At 68.3% G+C, this 14,487-nt stretch carries 11 protein-coding genes; 2 read left to right on the top strand and 9 right to left on the bottom strand.

All coding sequences use genetic code 11. The annotated features are described in order from the left end of the window. Positions 1 to 9 precede the first annotated feature (9 nt). The 3 genes from FHX72_RS14025 to FHX72_RS14015 all read right to left on the bottom strand — a co-directional run bounded on the left by FHX72_RS14025 (position 10) and on the right by FHX72_RS14015 (position 4,172). Positions 10 to 1,848, bottom strand: coding sequence for a MinD/ParA family ATP-binding protein (locus tag FHX72_RS14025; protein ID WP_183625904.1), 1,839 nt, complete (start codon positions 1,846 to 1,848; stop codon positions 10 to 12). 16 nt (positions 1,849 to 1,864) lie between these two features. After that, complete coding sequence (locus tag FHX72_RS14020; RefSeq protein WP_183625902.1) at positions 1,865 to 2,863, bottom strand: malate dehydrogenase; 999 nt, start codon at positions 2,861 to 2,863, stop codon at positions 1,865 to 1,867. A gap of 91 nt (positions 2,864 to 2,954) precedes the next feature. Continuing rightward, positions 2,955 to 4,172, bottom strand: coding sequence for an NADP-dependent isocitrate dehydrogenase (locus tag FHX72_RS14015; protein ID WP_068479962.1), 1,218 nt, complete (start codon positions 4,170 to 4,172; stop codon positions 2,955 to 2,957). 86 nt (positions 4,173 to 4,258) lie between these two features. On the opposite strand from FHX72_RS14015, the gene FHX72_RS14010 reads away from it, so the two are divergent. Then, entirely contained in the window at positions 4,259 to 4,735 is a 477-nt protein-coding gene (locus FHX72_RS14010) for a GNAT family N-acetyltransferase (protein ID WP_183625900.1), read from the top strand. A 109-nt stretch (positions 4,736 to 4,844) separates the two neighbouring features. On the opposite strand, the gene FHX72_RS19120 is transcribed toward FHX72_RS14010, so the two are convergent. The 4 genes from FHX72_RS19120 to FHX72_RS13990 form a co-directional block, all read right to left on the bottom strand. Further along, positions 4,845 to 6,146: a dimethylarginine dimethylaminohydrolase family protein gene (locus tag FHX72_RS19120; RefSeq protein ID WP_244964244.1), complete on the bottom strand. Its 1,302-nt coding sequence runs from the start codon at positions 6,144 to 6,146 to the stop codon at positions 4,845 to 4,847. Positions 6,147 to 6,215: 69 nt separating this feature from the next. Continuing rightward, positions 6,216 to 7,871, bottom strand: a complete 1,656-nt coding sequence (gene purH / locus FHX72_RS14000; protein ID WP_183625898.1) for a bifunctional phosphoribosylaminoimidazolecarboxamide formyltransferase/IMP cyclohydrolase — start codon at positions 7,869 to 7,871, stop codon at positions 6,216 to 6,218. Beyond that, on the bottom strand, positions 7,868 to 8,476 hold the full coding sequence (gene purN / locus FHX72_RS13995) for a phosphoribosylglycinamide formyltransferase (protein ID WP_183625896.1): 609 nt from the start codon (positions 8,474 to 8,476) through the stop codon (positions 7,868 to 7,870). The genes purH and purN overlap by 4 nt, the downstream gene beginning before the upstream one ends. A gap of 61 nt (positions 8,477 to 8,537) precedes the next feature. Then, positions 8,538 to 10,103 carry a cell division protein PerM gene (locus tag FHX72_RS13990; protein WP_183625895.1) on the bottom strand — a complete coding sequence of 522 codons (1,566 nt, stop codon included), beginning with the start codon at positions 10,101 to 10,103 and terminating at the stop codon, positions 8,538 to 8,540. Between the two features lie 32 nt (positions 10,104 to 10,135). Between FHX72_RS13990 and FHX72_RS13985 the strand changes: the two genes are divergently transcribed. Next, positions 10,136 to 10,444 (top strand): chorismate mutase, encoded by a 309-nt coding sequence (locus tag FHX72_RS13985; protein WP_068494752.1) that lies wholly within the window; start codon positions 10,136 to 10,138, stop codon positions 10,442 to 10,444. A gap of 290 nt (positions 10,445 to 10,734) precedes the next feature. Here FHX72_RS13985 and FHX72_RS13980 read toward each other — a convergent pair whose 3' ends face one another. After that, entirely contained in the window at positions 10,735 to 12,594 is a 1,860-nt protein-coding gene (locus FHX72_RS13980; RefSeq protein WP_183625893.1) for an ABC transporter ATP-binding protein, read from the bottom strand. Continuing rightward, on the bottom strand, positions 12,591 to 14,459 hold the full coding sequence (locus tag FHX72_RS13975) for an ATP-binding cassette domain-containing protein (protein ID WP_183625891.1): 1,869 nt from the start codon (positions 14,457 to 14,459) through the stop codon (positions 12,591 to 12,593). Before FHX72_RS13975 ends, FHX72_RS13980 begins: the two co-directional genes overlap by 4 nt. Positions 14,460 to 14,487 lie beyond the last annotated feature (28 nt).

Genomic DNA, 14,487 nt, shown 5'->3' with positions numbered 1-14,487 from the left:
GGGTTTCGGTCAGAGGCGTTCCGCGATGGCGGCTGTAGCCGTTCGCCACGCGTCTCGCGTCGCCGGCTTGAGGCTGGAGACGCTCAGCTCACCGCCGCCGACGAAGGCGTGGTCGTACGGTACCTCAACCACGGCACGCGTGAGCCGCTCGAAGTGGTGGTGCAGGCGTTCCGTGAGCGCCTGGTCCTCCTTCGCGGAGGGGCTCGAGAGAATCGTCACGGCGTTCTCGAGCTTTTCCCCGAACCCACGCTCGCGCAGGCCGTCGGCGAGCCAGGCGGCTGATGCCGCCGTGTCCTCGCGCGCCGTGGAGACGATGACGAGCTGGTCGGCGACGTCGAGGGCCGCCTCCCAGTTGCTGGCACGCATGTTGTTGCCCGTGTCGACAACAAGCACGCGGTAGAAGCGACTGAGCGTGCGGTGCATGCGCGAGAAGGCTTCTGCGTCGATGATCGCGGCGGATGCTGCGTCGTCGTCGGAGGCGAGGACGTCGAACTGGGCATCACCCTGTGGACGCACGAAGCGGTCGACGTCGGCGATGGTTGCGCCGCCGGAGACCTCGAAGCGCGGCAGCTGACGGAGGAAGTCGACCGCCGTGTTGCGGTGGTTGCCGGCATGCGAGCGCCACCCGAGGGTGCCTCGCGTCTCGTTGTTGTCCCAGGCGAGCGTGTAGCCGCCGCGGATCTCGCCGAACGTGGCTGCGATCATGAGCGTCGCGGTGGTCTTGTGCGCGCCCCCCTTGGGGTTCATGACAACAACGGTCCGCGACCCGTCGAACTGGCGCTGCACTCGGCGGATCTCGTCGCGCTTGACGCGCTCGGCCTCGCCTGGCCCGAGCTTGATGAGCCCGCCCGTGCCGAAGCGGAGGGCACTGCGCCAGCCCTGCTGCGCTGGCGCTTCCGGAGCCGCCTGCTTGTCGGCGAGCAAGTCGGCGAGCGTCGGGGCCGAGGTGTCGCTCTTGCGGCGTTCTGGAGCCGTCGTGGAAGCGGCACGGGCGACGGACGCGGATGCGGCAACAGGAGCGGTGTTTGTCGGTTGCGGCGGGAGGCCGGGGCGGATGATGTCGCGCGGCCCGGTCTCCACGTTCTCGATCTCGTCCAGCTCTCGCTGAGCTCGAGCGTCCCGGGGGAACCTCGGCTGCCACGGCTGCGTGTCCTCGAGGCCGTCCTCGTCGATCCGGTCCTCGAACCACACGGGAGGCGCGACTGCTTCCCCGGCCGGTGCGCCCTGAGCTGCACCGTCAGGCGCGAACCCGCGTGCTGGAGTTGGCTGGGGCTGTGGCTCTGGCCCTGGCTGCGCAGGTTCCAACTGCTGTGCATCCTGCGCCACAGGTCCGACCTCGACTTCGTGGTCGAGCGCGTGGTGCATCATCTCGACTCGAGGGATGCGGACTGTCTCGTGCACATTGCCCTGCGGGAGGAAGCCGTCGCTGTTCGCTCCGACCGAGGCCTCGTAACCGCCGTCGACGTGCGGCTCGCCACCCCCTAGCGCGCCTCCCTGCGCCTCGTTGTTGTCGCCTGCGGGGCTGTCACCTTCGGTCCCACCGAGCTTGAGCCGGTCGGTCAGCTCGTCTTCGCCGGGAGCGAGCTCACCGACATTCCCGGTCTCGATGAGGCTGCCATCCGGCGAGACGCGGAGCGGGAAGACACCGTCGATGTCTATCGTGCGGAGGTCGATCACGAGCTGTTCGCGCGTCGCACGGTCGACCACACGCGTCATGATTTCGTTGCGGAGTTCGTCTGCGTCGGCCGCGATGATGCGCTCGACCGAGTCGCCTTCCCGAATCTCGCCGACGCCGTCGCGACGGATCAGCACCTCCAGTGCGAGGATGTCCGGTTCGGCAGTGGTCATTGCAGCTCTTCTCACTTCAGGAGGTCGACGGGACGAATCCCAGACCCACAACGCTATCGCGTTCGGCTTCGAGGTCGGCAACCGTGGCCGCGAGGCGCGTCCGAGTGAGCTCGCTGAGCTCGAGTCCCTGCACGACCTCCCACTCACCGCCCTGCGAGGTCACGGGGACGCCAGCCACGAGGCCCTCGGGAATTCCGTAGTCACCCTTGGAGGGCAGCGCCGCCGTCGTCCAATCGCCCTCTGGTGTACCGAGCACCCAGTCGCGCATGTGGTCGACTGCCGCGGAGGCCGCCGACGCGGCTGAGGAAGCGCCTCGCGCCTTGATGATCGATGCGCCTCGCGTTGCAACGGTCGTGACGAACTCGCCGTCGATCCAGGCGTCGTCTGCGATGCGCTCCCGGATCGGGATACCGCCGATCGTGCCGTGGTCGACGTCTGGCACCTGCGTGTTCGAGTGGTTTCCCCAGACGTGGATGCGCGAGACCTCGCCGGCCCCGACGCCCGCCTTCGCTGCGAGCTGCGCGATCGCGCGGTTGTGGTCGAGACGCATCATGGCCGTGAAGCGCTCAGCGGGCACATCTGGCGCCGCCGCACGTGCGATCGCTGCGTTGGTGTTGGCCGGGTTCCCGACGACGAGCACTCGGATGTCGTCGGCCGCATGCTGCCCGATCGCCCGGCCCTGCGGCGCGAAGATGCCGCCGTTCGCTTCGAGGAGGTCGGCCCGATCCATGCCGTCACGCCTGGGCATCGACCCGACAAGCAACGCGATGCTCGTGCCGTCGAAAGCCGCCTCGAGGTCGTCGAAGACATCCACCGACCGAAGCCATGGGAAGGCTCCGTCGGCGAGCTCCATGGCAGTCCCCTCCGCGGCCTTGACGGCCTGGGGGATCTCGAGCAGGCGCAGCTCCACCGGGGTGTTGCCGAGCATGGAGCCCGACGCAATGCGGAAGAGGAGCGAGTAGCCGATGTTCCCGGCTGCTCCAGTGACAGTGATGCGAACTGGCGAGTTGCTCATGCATCCACCCTATTCGCCCAACGCAGAAGCCCCGTACCCTGCCGAGGCAGGATGCGGGGCTTCACCAGTCCCTGGGGACGTCGAGCGTCGCTTACGCGGAAACTCGAGCGGCGAGGTTCTCGGCGATCGAGTTCATGAAGTCGTCGGTCGTCTGGTACGGCGTTCCCTCACCGACAAGCGCGGCGAGGTCCTTCGTCATCTTGCCCGACTCAACGGTCTCGATGACAACCTCTTCGAGCGCCTGCGTGAAGTCGATGAGCTCCTGGTTGCCGTCGAGCTTGCCGCGGTGCGCGAGGCCGCGCGTCCAGGCGTAGATCGAAGCGATCGGGTTCGTCGACGTGGGCTTGCCCTGCTGGTGCTGGCGGTAGTGGCGCGTGACCGTGCCGTGCGCTGCCTCAGCCTCGACGACCTTGCCGTCAGGAGTCGTGAGGACGCTCGTCATGAGCCCGAGCGAGCCGAAGCCCTGCGCGACCGTGTCCGACTGGACGTCGCCGTCGTAGTTCTTGCAGGCCCAGACGTAGCCGCCCTCCCACTTGAGCGAAGCGGCGACCATGTCGTCGATGAGGCGGTGCTCGTACGTGATGCCCGCTGCGTCGAACTTCTCCTTGAACTCGGCCTCGAAGATCTCCTGGAAGATGTCCTTGAAGCGACCGTCGTACTTCTTCAGGATCGTGTTCTTCGTCGACAGGTACACGGGGTAGCCGCGCGTGAGTCCGTAGTTGAGCGACGCACGAGCGAAGTCAGTGATGGACGCGTCGAGGTTGTACTGCACCTGGGCGATTCCGTCGCCCGGGGAGTGGAAGACCTCGAACTTCTGCGGCTCGGAGCCGTCGTCCGGCGTGAACTCGACCGTGAGCTTTCCCTCGCCCGCGAAGCGGAAGTCGGTAGCCCGGTACTGGTCGCCGAACGCGTGGCGTCCCACGATGATGGGCTTGTTCCAGCCAGGTACGAGGCGGGGGATGTTCGAGATGATGATGGGCTCACGGAAGATGACGCCACCGAGGATGTTGCGGATGGTGCCATTCGGGGAGCGCCACATCTGCTTGAGGCCGAACTCCTCGACGCGTGCCTCGTCTGGGGTAATCGTCGCGCACTTGATGCCGACGCCGTGCTTCTGGATCGCGTGAGCCGCGTCGACCGTGATCTGGTCGTCCGTCTCGTCGCGCTTCTCAATGCCCAGGTCGTAGTACTCGAGGTTCACGTCGAGATACGGGTGGATGAGCGTGTCCTTGATCTTCTGCCAGATGATGCGGGTCATCTCGTCGCCGTCGAGCTCGACAACCGTTCCCTCGACCTTGATCTTCGCCATAAAGTTCTCCTTCTGCGCGCGGTTTGCCTACAGCCTACCGGGGCCGCATTCGGAGAAATACTCAGACGGACCGCTACCCTGCATGCATGAGCGAGCTGTATATCGAAGAGCTGTCCGCCGACAACATCGTCGCCGCCAACACGCTCACACTGAAACCAGGCCAAGAGGCGTTTGTTGCGCCCGTCTCGAACTCCATCTCGGAGGCCTACGTCAACCAGACGACGTCGTGGCCCAGGGTTGTTGTCCTTGACGGTCGCGTCGTGGGCTTCATCATGGCGAACTTTGACGAGGATGCTCCAGACGAGCTCTTCCGGGCCACGATCCTGCGGATGAACGTCGACGCCGACTTCCAGCGTCGCGGCATCGGGTCGTTCGCGGTGAACGCGATCCTCGACGAGGCCGCGCGCCGCGGCTTCGACAAGGTGACCACCATCTGGGAAGAGGGCGACCTCGGGCCTGGCGACTTCTTCCGTGGCCTCGGCTTCATCGTCACAGGGGAAACCCAGTACGGCGAGACCGTCGGCGAGCGGGAGCTCAGCCAGCACGGGACCGGCTCGCTGTAGAGCGTTTCCCCACGATCACTGCCCGGCGGTTCGCCCTCTCGCAGGACTGCAAGAGGGCGAACCGCCGCGCAACGATCGGGGATGCGCTAGCGACTGCTCGTGCGACCGACTAGTAGGCGCGGGCCGACAGGCAGGTGACGCCGCCCTCGAGCTTCTCGAACTCCGAGAGGTCGAGGGTGACGACGTTGTAGCCGAGGCGCTTCACGAGCTTCGCGGTCGCGGGGGCCGCTGCCGAGACGAGGACGGTGTCCGCGTCGAGTGGCAGGATGCTCGCGCCGAGCAGTTCGGGTGCCTCGATGTAGCCGCCGAAGAGCGAAGGCTGCTCGAGCGCCGGCGTCCAGGCGATGACGGTGCCGTCTGGCAACGCCGTCGCGACGCTCTTCAGGTGCAGAGCACCCTTGATAGGAACCGCCACCACCCGGTAGCCGAGGTCGAGGGCGATCTCTCGGAGCGCCCGGATGCCCTCAGCGTTGGTGCGGGTCGAGGCCCCGACGTAGACCGTGTCGCCCGCGAGCAGCACGTCGCCGCCGTCGAGTGTGGCTGGCGCTTCGATCTCCATCGTCACGAATTCCGTCTCGGAGAGGGACGCGCGCACGCCGGGCAGCTCGGCTCGACGGGATGCTGCTCCACTCCGGCCCAGGATCGCGACCTGACCGAGCACAACAACCTGGTCTTCCGTGAAGACCGAGTCCGGCATCGTCTCAGCCGCTGGCACCTCGCGTGTCTCCCAGCCGTGCTCGTCGAGCAGCGCCACGTAGGACTCCCACTGCTCGTTGGCGCGATCTCGGTCGACCTCGGCTCGCTCCTGGAACGTGACCTGAGCGTCCTGCGGGTTGGCTGCGGGGATGCGCACAAGCGCGAGCTTCCTGCTCGACTCCGCGAACCGGCGGAGTTCTCCGGCGTGCGCGACGCGGCCCGACACATCCTGGAGCATGTCAGCGACCTGGCGGCGGAACAGCGCCGGACCGATGAGGGCTGTGAAGACCGTCCCTGACACGAGGAACACGAAGTTGAGTCCGAAGAACTCGGTGAAGATCGCCGACCAGGTCTCACCAGTGAACTCGGCGCCGCCCGTCGCGAGCCGCACCACATAGCCGACGGTGCCGGCGAGAACCGTCACTACAAGGCCGGCGATCGCGGAGATCCACCAGTTGCGGAGCCACCCGAGCCAACCGACAAGCGTGACGAGGACCAGCAGGATGAGCACCGAAAGCGAGTAGAAGTCGAACGTGTCCGTGAGCGTCGTGAGCGGCGAGAGCACCATTGTCAGGTCTCGCTCGTTCATGACCACAAGCGAGGTGAGGAGCGTCGCCAACGCGACGCCCATGGCCGCGACGAGCGCCGCGTTGAAGCGCGTTCCGCCGTCGAGCTCGCTCACGTGGGTGACGGGCTGGGAGTTCTTGGTGCTCAATTGCTGCTCTCGTGGGTGTCGTGTGCGGGCGAGCTGAAGCCAGCGCCCGGCGGCGCTGGCCCGCGCGAATCAGTGGAAGAAGTGGCGCTCGCCGGTGAAGTACATCGTCACGCCAGCCTTCTCGGCGGCCGCGATGACCTCTTCGTCGCGGATGGATCCTCCCGGCTGCACGACGGCGCTGACGCCTGCCTCGAGCAAGACCTCAAGGCCATCCGCGAAGGGGAAGAACGCGTCTGACGCGGCAACCGAGCCCGCGGCCCGCTCCCCCGCGCGCGAGACGGCGAGGTGGCAGGAGTCGACCCGGTTGACCTGGCCCATGCCGACGCCGACGGATGCACCCTCGGAGGCGAGCAGGATCGCGTTCGACTTGACGGCGCGGCAGGCACGCCAGGCGAACTCGAGGTCATCAACGGTCTGGCCAGACGCCGGGGCGCCCGCCACGAGCGTCCAGCCCTCGAGCAGCGACGCGTCAGCCTCAAAGCGGTCGGCGCTCTGCACGAGGAAACCGCCGGAGATCTGGCGCACCTCACGTTCCTCGAGCGCAGGGTCGGCCGGGAGCTGCAGCAGGCGGATGTTCTTCTTGGCGCTGAGCACCTCGAGCGCCTCGGGGGCGAAGCTCGGCGCGATGACCACCTCGGTGAAGATCTTGGAGAGGGTCTGCGCCATCTCGGGCGAGACCTCGCGGTTCGCGGCGACGACGCCACCGTAGGCGCTGACCGGGTCGCAGGCGTGTGCGCGGCGGTGTGCCTCTGCGATGGCCTCAGCGGGCGCGAGGCCCTCGGGCGCAACGGCGATGCCGCAGGGGTTAGCGTGCTTGATGATGGCGACGGCGGGCGACGTGTGATCGAAGGCTGCACGCAGGGCTGCGTCGGCGTCGACGTAGTTGTTGTACGACATCTCCTTGCCGTGGAGCTGCTCCGCCTGGGCGATGCCGCGCCCACCATCGCGGCCGTAGACCGCGGCGACCTGGTGCGAGTTCTCGCCGTAGCGCAGCGTCGCGAGCTGGGTGCCCTCGATCGTGAACGAGCTCGGGAGCACCTCGGACGCATCATCGGCGACGGCCGCCTGGCCTGCGGCCTCGACCTCGGCGATGTGCGACACGAACCACGCGCCGACGGCCTGGTCGTAGCTCGAGGTGTGCTGGAAAGCGGCCGCGGCAAGCGCCCGGCGCGTCGACAGCGTCACGCCGCCGCCCGAAATCTCCTCGAGCACCTTCGTGTAGTCGCTCGGCGACGTCACGATCGTGGCGTTCGCGAAGTTCTTGGCAGAGGCACGCACAAGCGCGGGGCCGCCGATGTCGATCTGCTCGATGATCGCAGGCGCATCCGCCCCAGACGCGACCGTCTCAACGAATGGGTACAGGTTGACCACGATGAGCTCGAACGGCGCGATGCCGAGCTCCTCGAGCTGACGGACGTGGTCGTCGATGCGACGGTCCGCGAGGATGCCGGCGTGCACGCCTGGGTGCAGGGTCTTGACGCGGCCGTCGAGCGACTCGGGGAACCCGGTGACCTGCTGGACGTCGGTGACGTCGTAGCCGGCCTCGCGGATGGTCTTCGCCGTCGAGCCCGTCGAGACGATCTCGACGCCAGCGGCCTTGAGGCCGGCGGCGAGCTCGATGAGCCCGCTCTTGTCGCTTACGGAGACAAGCGCGCGCTTCGGCTCGATGCGCTCGAGGGTTGCCAGCGATCCGTGGGAGGATCCGTGGGAGGCGGGGGTACTCATGCGGTGGCTCTTTCCTCGAGTGCGATTTCGCCTGAGGCGACGCCTCGGACAGTGTCTTCCAGCAGACGGCGCTCCGCGACCTTGATGCGGCCGTGCAGCAGCTCCTCGGTGTCACCGGGGAGCACGGGGATGCGGACACGATCGATGATCGGTCCGGTGTCGACACCGTTGTCGACGATGATGATGGAGGCGCCCGTCTCGGGGACGCCTGCCTCGAGAGCGTCGCGCACGGCGTGGGCGCCGGGGAACTCAGGCAGGTACGCGGGGTGGGTGTTCACCAGACTCGGGGAAAGTGCATCCACCACGGCTGGCGGCACGAGCCTCATGAACCCGGAGAGCAGGGTCAGGTCCGGTTCGAATTGCTGAATCTGGGCGAGCAGCTCCGCACCCCAAGCCGTCCTGTCGGCGAAGTCCTTCGGCCGCACTACAAACGACGGGATGCGGAACTCCTCCGCGAGCGCGAGGCCAGCAGCCTGCGTATCCGCACCGATCGCGACGACCTCGGCGTCGATGGGCGACTCGGAATCAGCGGAGATCCGGAGTGTCTCGAGCAGCGCACGCAGGTTCGAACCCGCGCCGGAGATGAGGACAACTACCTTGAGCACCGGGTCAGTCTAGTCGAGTGGACAATCGAGTCGTCTCTCGAGAGGACATCCAATGGGTCTCTCAGTCGTCGAGGTCGATGTCGGCGTAGATGTCCGGCTCGTCGTCGTACCGCGGGTTCTCGACCTTGAGCCGCTTCGCGCGGCGAATCTCGGACGTCTGGCGCTCTGCCGGCGGATCGTCCGCCCGGATCTCGAGCGCGGTGCCCGGCTTTTGCTCAGCCTCACCCGGATCCTCGAAGCGCTTCGAGACGGCGTCAGCGACCCAGGGTCGCTCGTCGGAGCTCTCGCGTGCCGAACGGCGCTTGCTCGCGCGTGGGTTCGGCGCCGCTGCGTCTTCGCGCACCGGTGACTTGCCCACCTTCGCTTGCTCTCCCTCAGCCCCACGGCCATCCCGCGCTTCGCCAGGACTGTTGGGCCGTTCAGCGTCACCGAATTCGTCGTCGTCGAACTGCTCCGCGGAAAGCGGCACGAGCGCGCCGACGAGGGCACCAAGCGCGAGCGTCCCGAACGCACTCGCCCCAGTGAGCAGGGGGAACGGGCCGACATCCGCAAGGCGACCTGGCCCGGCCGACCCACCCGCCACGAGGGCAAGCACCCCGATGGCTACCGCGGCGACACCGGCGGCGGCAAGCGCGATCGAGACGCGCGACCACACCCCGCGTGCAGCTCCGGCCGGGGCGTGCATCCGAACACCGACCATCGCCACCAGACCGATCAGAACCGGGACGGCGATGACCGAGATAGCGAGCAGCGGCGGCGACGCGGGGATCGCGCCGAAGAGCGGAAGCACCGGCATCGGACCCACGAGCGTCTCGGAAGGGGTGACCTGCGAGCCCGTGCCGATCGCGAAGCCGGTACTGAGCATCCACGCTGCCGACCAGACGACGCCGTTCACGGCGACCACCAGCTGGCTCAGACCGACAACGATGGCGCTGGTCCCGTCGAGCGGAAGCGACTGGAACAAGGCGAGGATGCTCGCGAGCCCGACCACGACAGCGATGACGAGCAGCACCGCGCCTGCACCCAGTACGCCGCCGACCATGATGCCAGCTGCTCGAAGCCCCTGCGTGAGCATGGCCCGCCCACGTTCCTCGAGCGCCGAGACGGCAGATTCGATCGGTGCAACCTGCCAGCCCTTGGCACCCACAAATGCCGAGGCGAGGAAGATGACGGCGCCGACGATCGAGGTCTGCCACACACCGATGTCGATGCCACGACCGCTCGCGGCGACCGAGACTCCGGCGGCGCAAGCCCCGAACACGGCGGTCGTGAAGAAGAGACCTGGCCAGATGACGTCCGAACCAGCACGGATGCGGACCCCGGTCACTCGTGCCAGCCACACCGTGATCAGCGTGAGCCCCAGCGGCATGACCCGGAGGGTGAATGCGACAGCCTCGCTGCCTGCTGGCAGGAGTCCAGAGCTCGGATCGATCATCGCACCCACGAAGCCACCGAGCGAAAGCGCCCAAATGGCGGCCGCGTACTGGAAGCCCGCCAGGAAGTCGCTGCCGAAACCCGCCGTCGCCAGCTGCACCGCGACGACAGCAACGAGTGGGACGCCGAGGCCGACCGCGGCCGCGACAAACGCATCGACGGCGGAGTACAGGTACGTGATCGGGCGAGGCATAGCACCCCGACGATAGCCGCTAACCTGCCGGAATGACTGGATCAACAGGCCCGCACGAGATGACGGACATCCGCGCCGCGATCGACACGCTGGACACCCAGATCGTTGCCCTCATCGGCGAACGTCAGCGTTGGGTCGAGCGCGCGGCCGTCGCGAAGCGGGGCCAGGACACAGGTGCCGTGCGGGCTCCGGCGCGTGTGGAGCAGGTCATTGGCAAGGTTCGCTCGCTGGCCGACGCGGCCGACGCGTCGCCCGAGGTCGTCGAAGTGACCTACCGCGCCATGATCGGCGCGTTCATCGAGCTCGAGCTTCGCGAGCACAGCGCGGACAGCGCGGACTGAGCTGCCGTTTCCGGTCCAGTTGCCGAATCGGCCTGACCAACTTCCGTGATCGACTCCCCCGCGGAGGCACGAAAACGCCCGTGCGGGGCAGTCGCTCACGGGAGTTGGCCACGCCGGCGGCGGCGAGCCAGCGCGCGGCTGACCAACATCAGTGCAGAGTCGGCCCGAATCGACGCCGCGAGCCCGATTCAGCGCGAATTTGCACTCATGTTGGTCAGGCCAGCCGGAGACGCATGGGCACGCCTGCGGAGCGGAGGCGCTGCCTGTGGACGCCGACGCCGCCTGGCGCCTCAGCGCTCGAGGAGATGCTGGAACGCGCCGCCCGCGTCGCGGAGCTGCTCAGGCGGGCCGACCTCGACGATGCCCCCCGCGTCGAGGACCAACACACGATCCGTGTCGCCGAGTGCGTCGAGGCGGTGACTGATTTCGAGGATGCTGCGCCCGCTCGCCCACACCGCGAGTCGTTCGCGGACTGTCCGCTCAGTTGCGCCATCGAGCGCGCTCGTCGCCTCGTCCAACACGAGCAGCTCGGGTTCGGCGAGGACGGCGCGAGCAATTGCGACGCGCTGACGCTGCCCACCGGACAGTCCTCCGCCCCGCTCCCTGACCGGGGTCTCCAAGCCCTTCGGCTGCTCGCGCACCCACTCATCGAGGGCGGCCACTCGCAGCGCGGCGAAGATCTCCTCGTCGCTGGCGTGCGGCCTCGCGAGCGCGACATTCTGCCCAACGGTGCCGTCGCTCAGGTACGGGCGCTGCGAGACGAGTGCCGTCCGCGTCCGCAGCTCGTCGAGCGGGATGCGCGGCAGCAGCTCCAGCGGACCGGCCGATCCACGACGCAGGGACACCGAGCCTCCATCCGGGTCCCAGAAGCGGAGAGCGAGGGACGCGATGGTCGACTTGCCGCTCCCGGACGGGCCGACGACGGTGAGGTGCTCCCCCGCTCGCAGTTCGAAGGAGATGTCTTCGAGGACGGCCCGGGTAGGCGCGCCGCTCCGCGCCGAGTCTGAGCTCGGCCCGGAGCCCGCGTCCGGCCCCACCGGGTAAGAGAAGGTGACGTCCTCGAAGGCCAAAGCCACCGGCTGCGCTCGGCGCGCGTCGACGTCAAGGCGAGACTCACCGTGTCCGATGGGCTGTGCGTCCGCATCCGTCACGAGCGGAGACCGCTCGATGACCTCGTACAGGCGGGCGGCGCTGGCGAACGACGCGTTCAGGTCGGTGACGAAGCTCTCAACCGCGCGAGTCGGCACGAAGAGTCCAACGGCGACGGCAAGCGCAACCAGCAGCTGCGCCCAGCTCAGTTCGCCGTTGACAACTCCCGTGCCGCCGACGACAAGCGCCGCAAGCACCGAGCCCCACTGGAGGAGCACAACAAGCGCGCCTCGGACGGCGGAGATGCGGGAGGCGAGCGACGAGGATCGGGCTCCGGTCTCGGTCCGAGCGTCCATGTCGTCGAGGCGAGCCGCGCCGTACTCGAAGGCGAGGACTTCGCGGACCCCCTGCACGGAGTCGCTCACGTGCTGAGCGACGACGCCCTTCGCGGCGACGGCCTGCTGGGACGCGCGCCAGCTCACCATCCCGCCGACCGCGGGGACGACCAGCACGACCAGGACCACGAAGGGAGCGATCGCGACGGCCAGAACCGCGCCTTGTGTGGCGCCAAGCCAAGCCAGCGCGATGGCGGGCACGAGCACCGCCGAGATCGCCGGCGGCGCCGTGTGCGCGAAGAACACCTCGACCCTGTCGATGTCCCGCGTCGCACGCTCGCTCAGCTCCCCACTGCCGGCCCCCTCCGTGGCGGCCGGAGCCTGCGGGGCGAGGCGGGCGTAGAAGAGGTCCCGCAGGCGCGCGAGAGCCGCAAACGCCACGAAATGACCGCTGAACTGCTCGAGGTAGCGCAGCACCGCCTTGGACAACGCCAGCGCGACCATCGTCCAGACGGTCGGCCACAGCGCGAGCGCTCCGGAAACGCCGAGCATTGCGACGACGAGGATCGCGATCCCCGCGAGTTGGCCGATGACGCGCAACACGGTTGCGAGCACGAGCGGCCAGAGGAGCGGGGCCGTCTGGCGCAGCAGCCACGCGACCAGCTGCGGTCTGGTGGCCAGCTCCGGAGCCGACATCGCGTTCGGCTCGGCAAGTGCGGCGTTCATAGGCGCTCCCCCGTTCCGGCAGCCCGAGCTGCAGCTGCAGTTGGCTGATCTGCGCCGCGAGGTTGCTTCGCACCTCGCTGTGCGCGGCCGGTGTCCGAGTCCGCGGCTCCAAGGCGGATGACTCTGTCGGCGGCGAGGATGCTCGTCGGTCGGTGCGAAACCATGACAACCGTGCGTCCTTCTGCCAGCCTCGTGAGCGCACTCGTGATGAGACGCTCTGAGCGCAGGTCGACCTGGGCGGTCGGCTCGTCGAGGAGGAGAACGCTCGCGTCCCGCAGGAATGCGCGGGCAATCGCGACGCGCTGCGCCTGACCGCCGGAGATCGCAAGGCCACTCTCGCCGACCTGCGTCTCGAGGCCATCCGGTGCGCGCTCGAGGTCGCCGCGCAACTCGGCCGCGTCGAGCGCGGCCCAGAGTTCCGCGTCGCTCGCTTCCGGCTTGGCGACGCGCAGATTTTCCGCGATGGTGCCGGTGAAGAGGAAGGTGCTCTGCTCGACGACGGCCAGCTCGGCGCGAGCATCTGGACTCCCCGCGGCAGCTCCCCCGATCAGCACGCTTCCCGTCTGAGGAAGGAGCAGGCCCTGCGCCAGTGTCAGAAGCGTCGATTTGCCCGAGCCGCTCGGCCCCGTGATGACAACCCGTTCGCCGGTCTCGACGCGCAGCGAGAAGTCGGAGAGAACGGCCTGCGCTCGCTCGTAGCCGGCGGTGACGCCGCGCAGCTCAAGGGCGGCAGGCGGGCGGGCGCCTGCACCCGAGGAGACTCCCTCGCCTCTTGTGGCAACAGGCCGGGCCGGTCGAGTCGCGATCACCGAGCTGAGCTCCCGCTCGGCATTGCGGCCGGTCATGCCGATATAGAAGAACTGGCCGACGATGTCGACCGGCCCGGTCAGCAGGGTCGACAGCAGCACGAGGGCAGCCGCCTGACCCGGTGTGATCGCCCCGTCCCCGAGGCGCCACACGGCGAGGCCCGCCGCGCCCGTGATCATGGCGAGGGAGAAGACCGCATCGACGGCCAGGATCAGTACCTGATTGCCAGCGAGCAGCCGCATGACACGGCGTCGGTTCTGCTCGCCGCGCTCCCGGAGCTCGTCGCCCGTGCGTGTGGTCGCTCGGTTCAGGCTGAGCGTGGTGAGGCCCTGGATGGCGCTGAGGAATGCGGCAGAGAGCTGGGCCGCGCTGCGCCGGTACGCGCCGGTCGAAGAACGGAACGCGCGCTGAACCCCGACGATGATGAGCGGGATGAGCGGCACCAGCAGCAGGAGGAGCCCGGCGGTGAGCGGGTCGATGGCGACGGCGATGACCGCCAGTACGAGAAGCGGCGTCGTCAGTGACGCGATGATCGGCCCGAGGAACCCTGCCCGATAGGCGGATGCGCGCTCGACGGATGCGGTGGCAGTGCTGACAAGCGAGCCGGTGCGGTCCCGGCCGAGCGCGAGGGGCCCAACGTTGAAGAGCTCGCCCACCAGGAGACGGCGGAGCGCACGTTCGGTCTTGTTCTTGCCTCGCTGCACGAGAAGCGTCGACACCGCGGAGGCGGCAGCGGCTACGAGGACCAACGCCGCGAGCAGCGTCAGGGTTCCTGGGCTCGGCGCCTCACCGGCGAGGATTCCGTCGAGCACTCGCCCGACGATGAGGAGGACGCCCGCCAGAGCGAGGGCCTGCAGCCAGCCAAGCGCCAATGGCGCGGCGATCCGCGACGTTGGGGTCGCCGCGAGCACTCGCGCGTCGAGCGGGAGGGAAGCACCGCCAGGGCCTTTACCGGGGTGACCGCCTGGATGCGCACCAGGGCGACCACCGGGATGCGCCGCCTGTGGGGCACCGGGGTGACCGTGCTGTCGTGCGGGGGCCGACTCGGGTCGAGGCACGTGCATCCTGTCTCGGATCTCAGGGCGC

The sequence above is a fragment of the Pseudoclavibacter helvolus genome, assembly GCF_014191305.1.
Lineage (GTDB): Bacteria > Actinomycetota > Actinomycetes > Actinomycetales > Microbacteriaceae > Pseudoclavibacter > Pseudoclavibacter helvolus.
The sequence above is the reverse complement of the archived record's forward strand: the minus strand, read 5'-3'. Positions and strand labels throughout refer to the sequence as shown.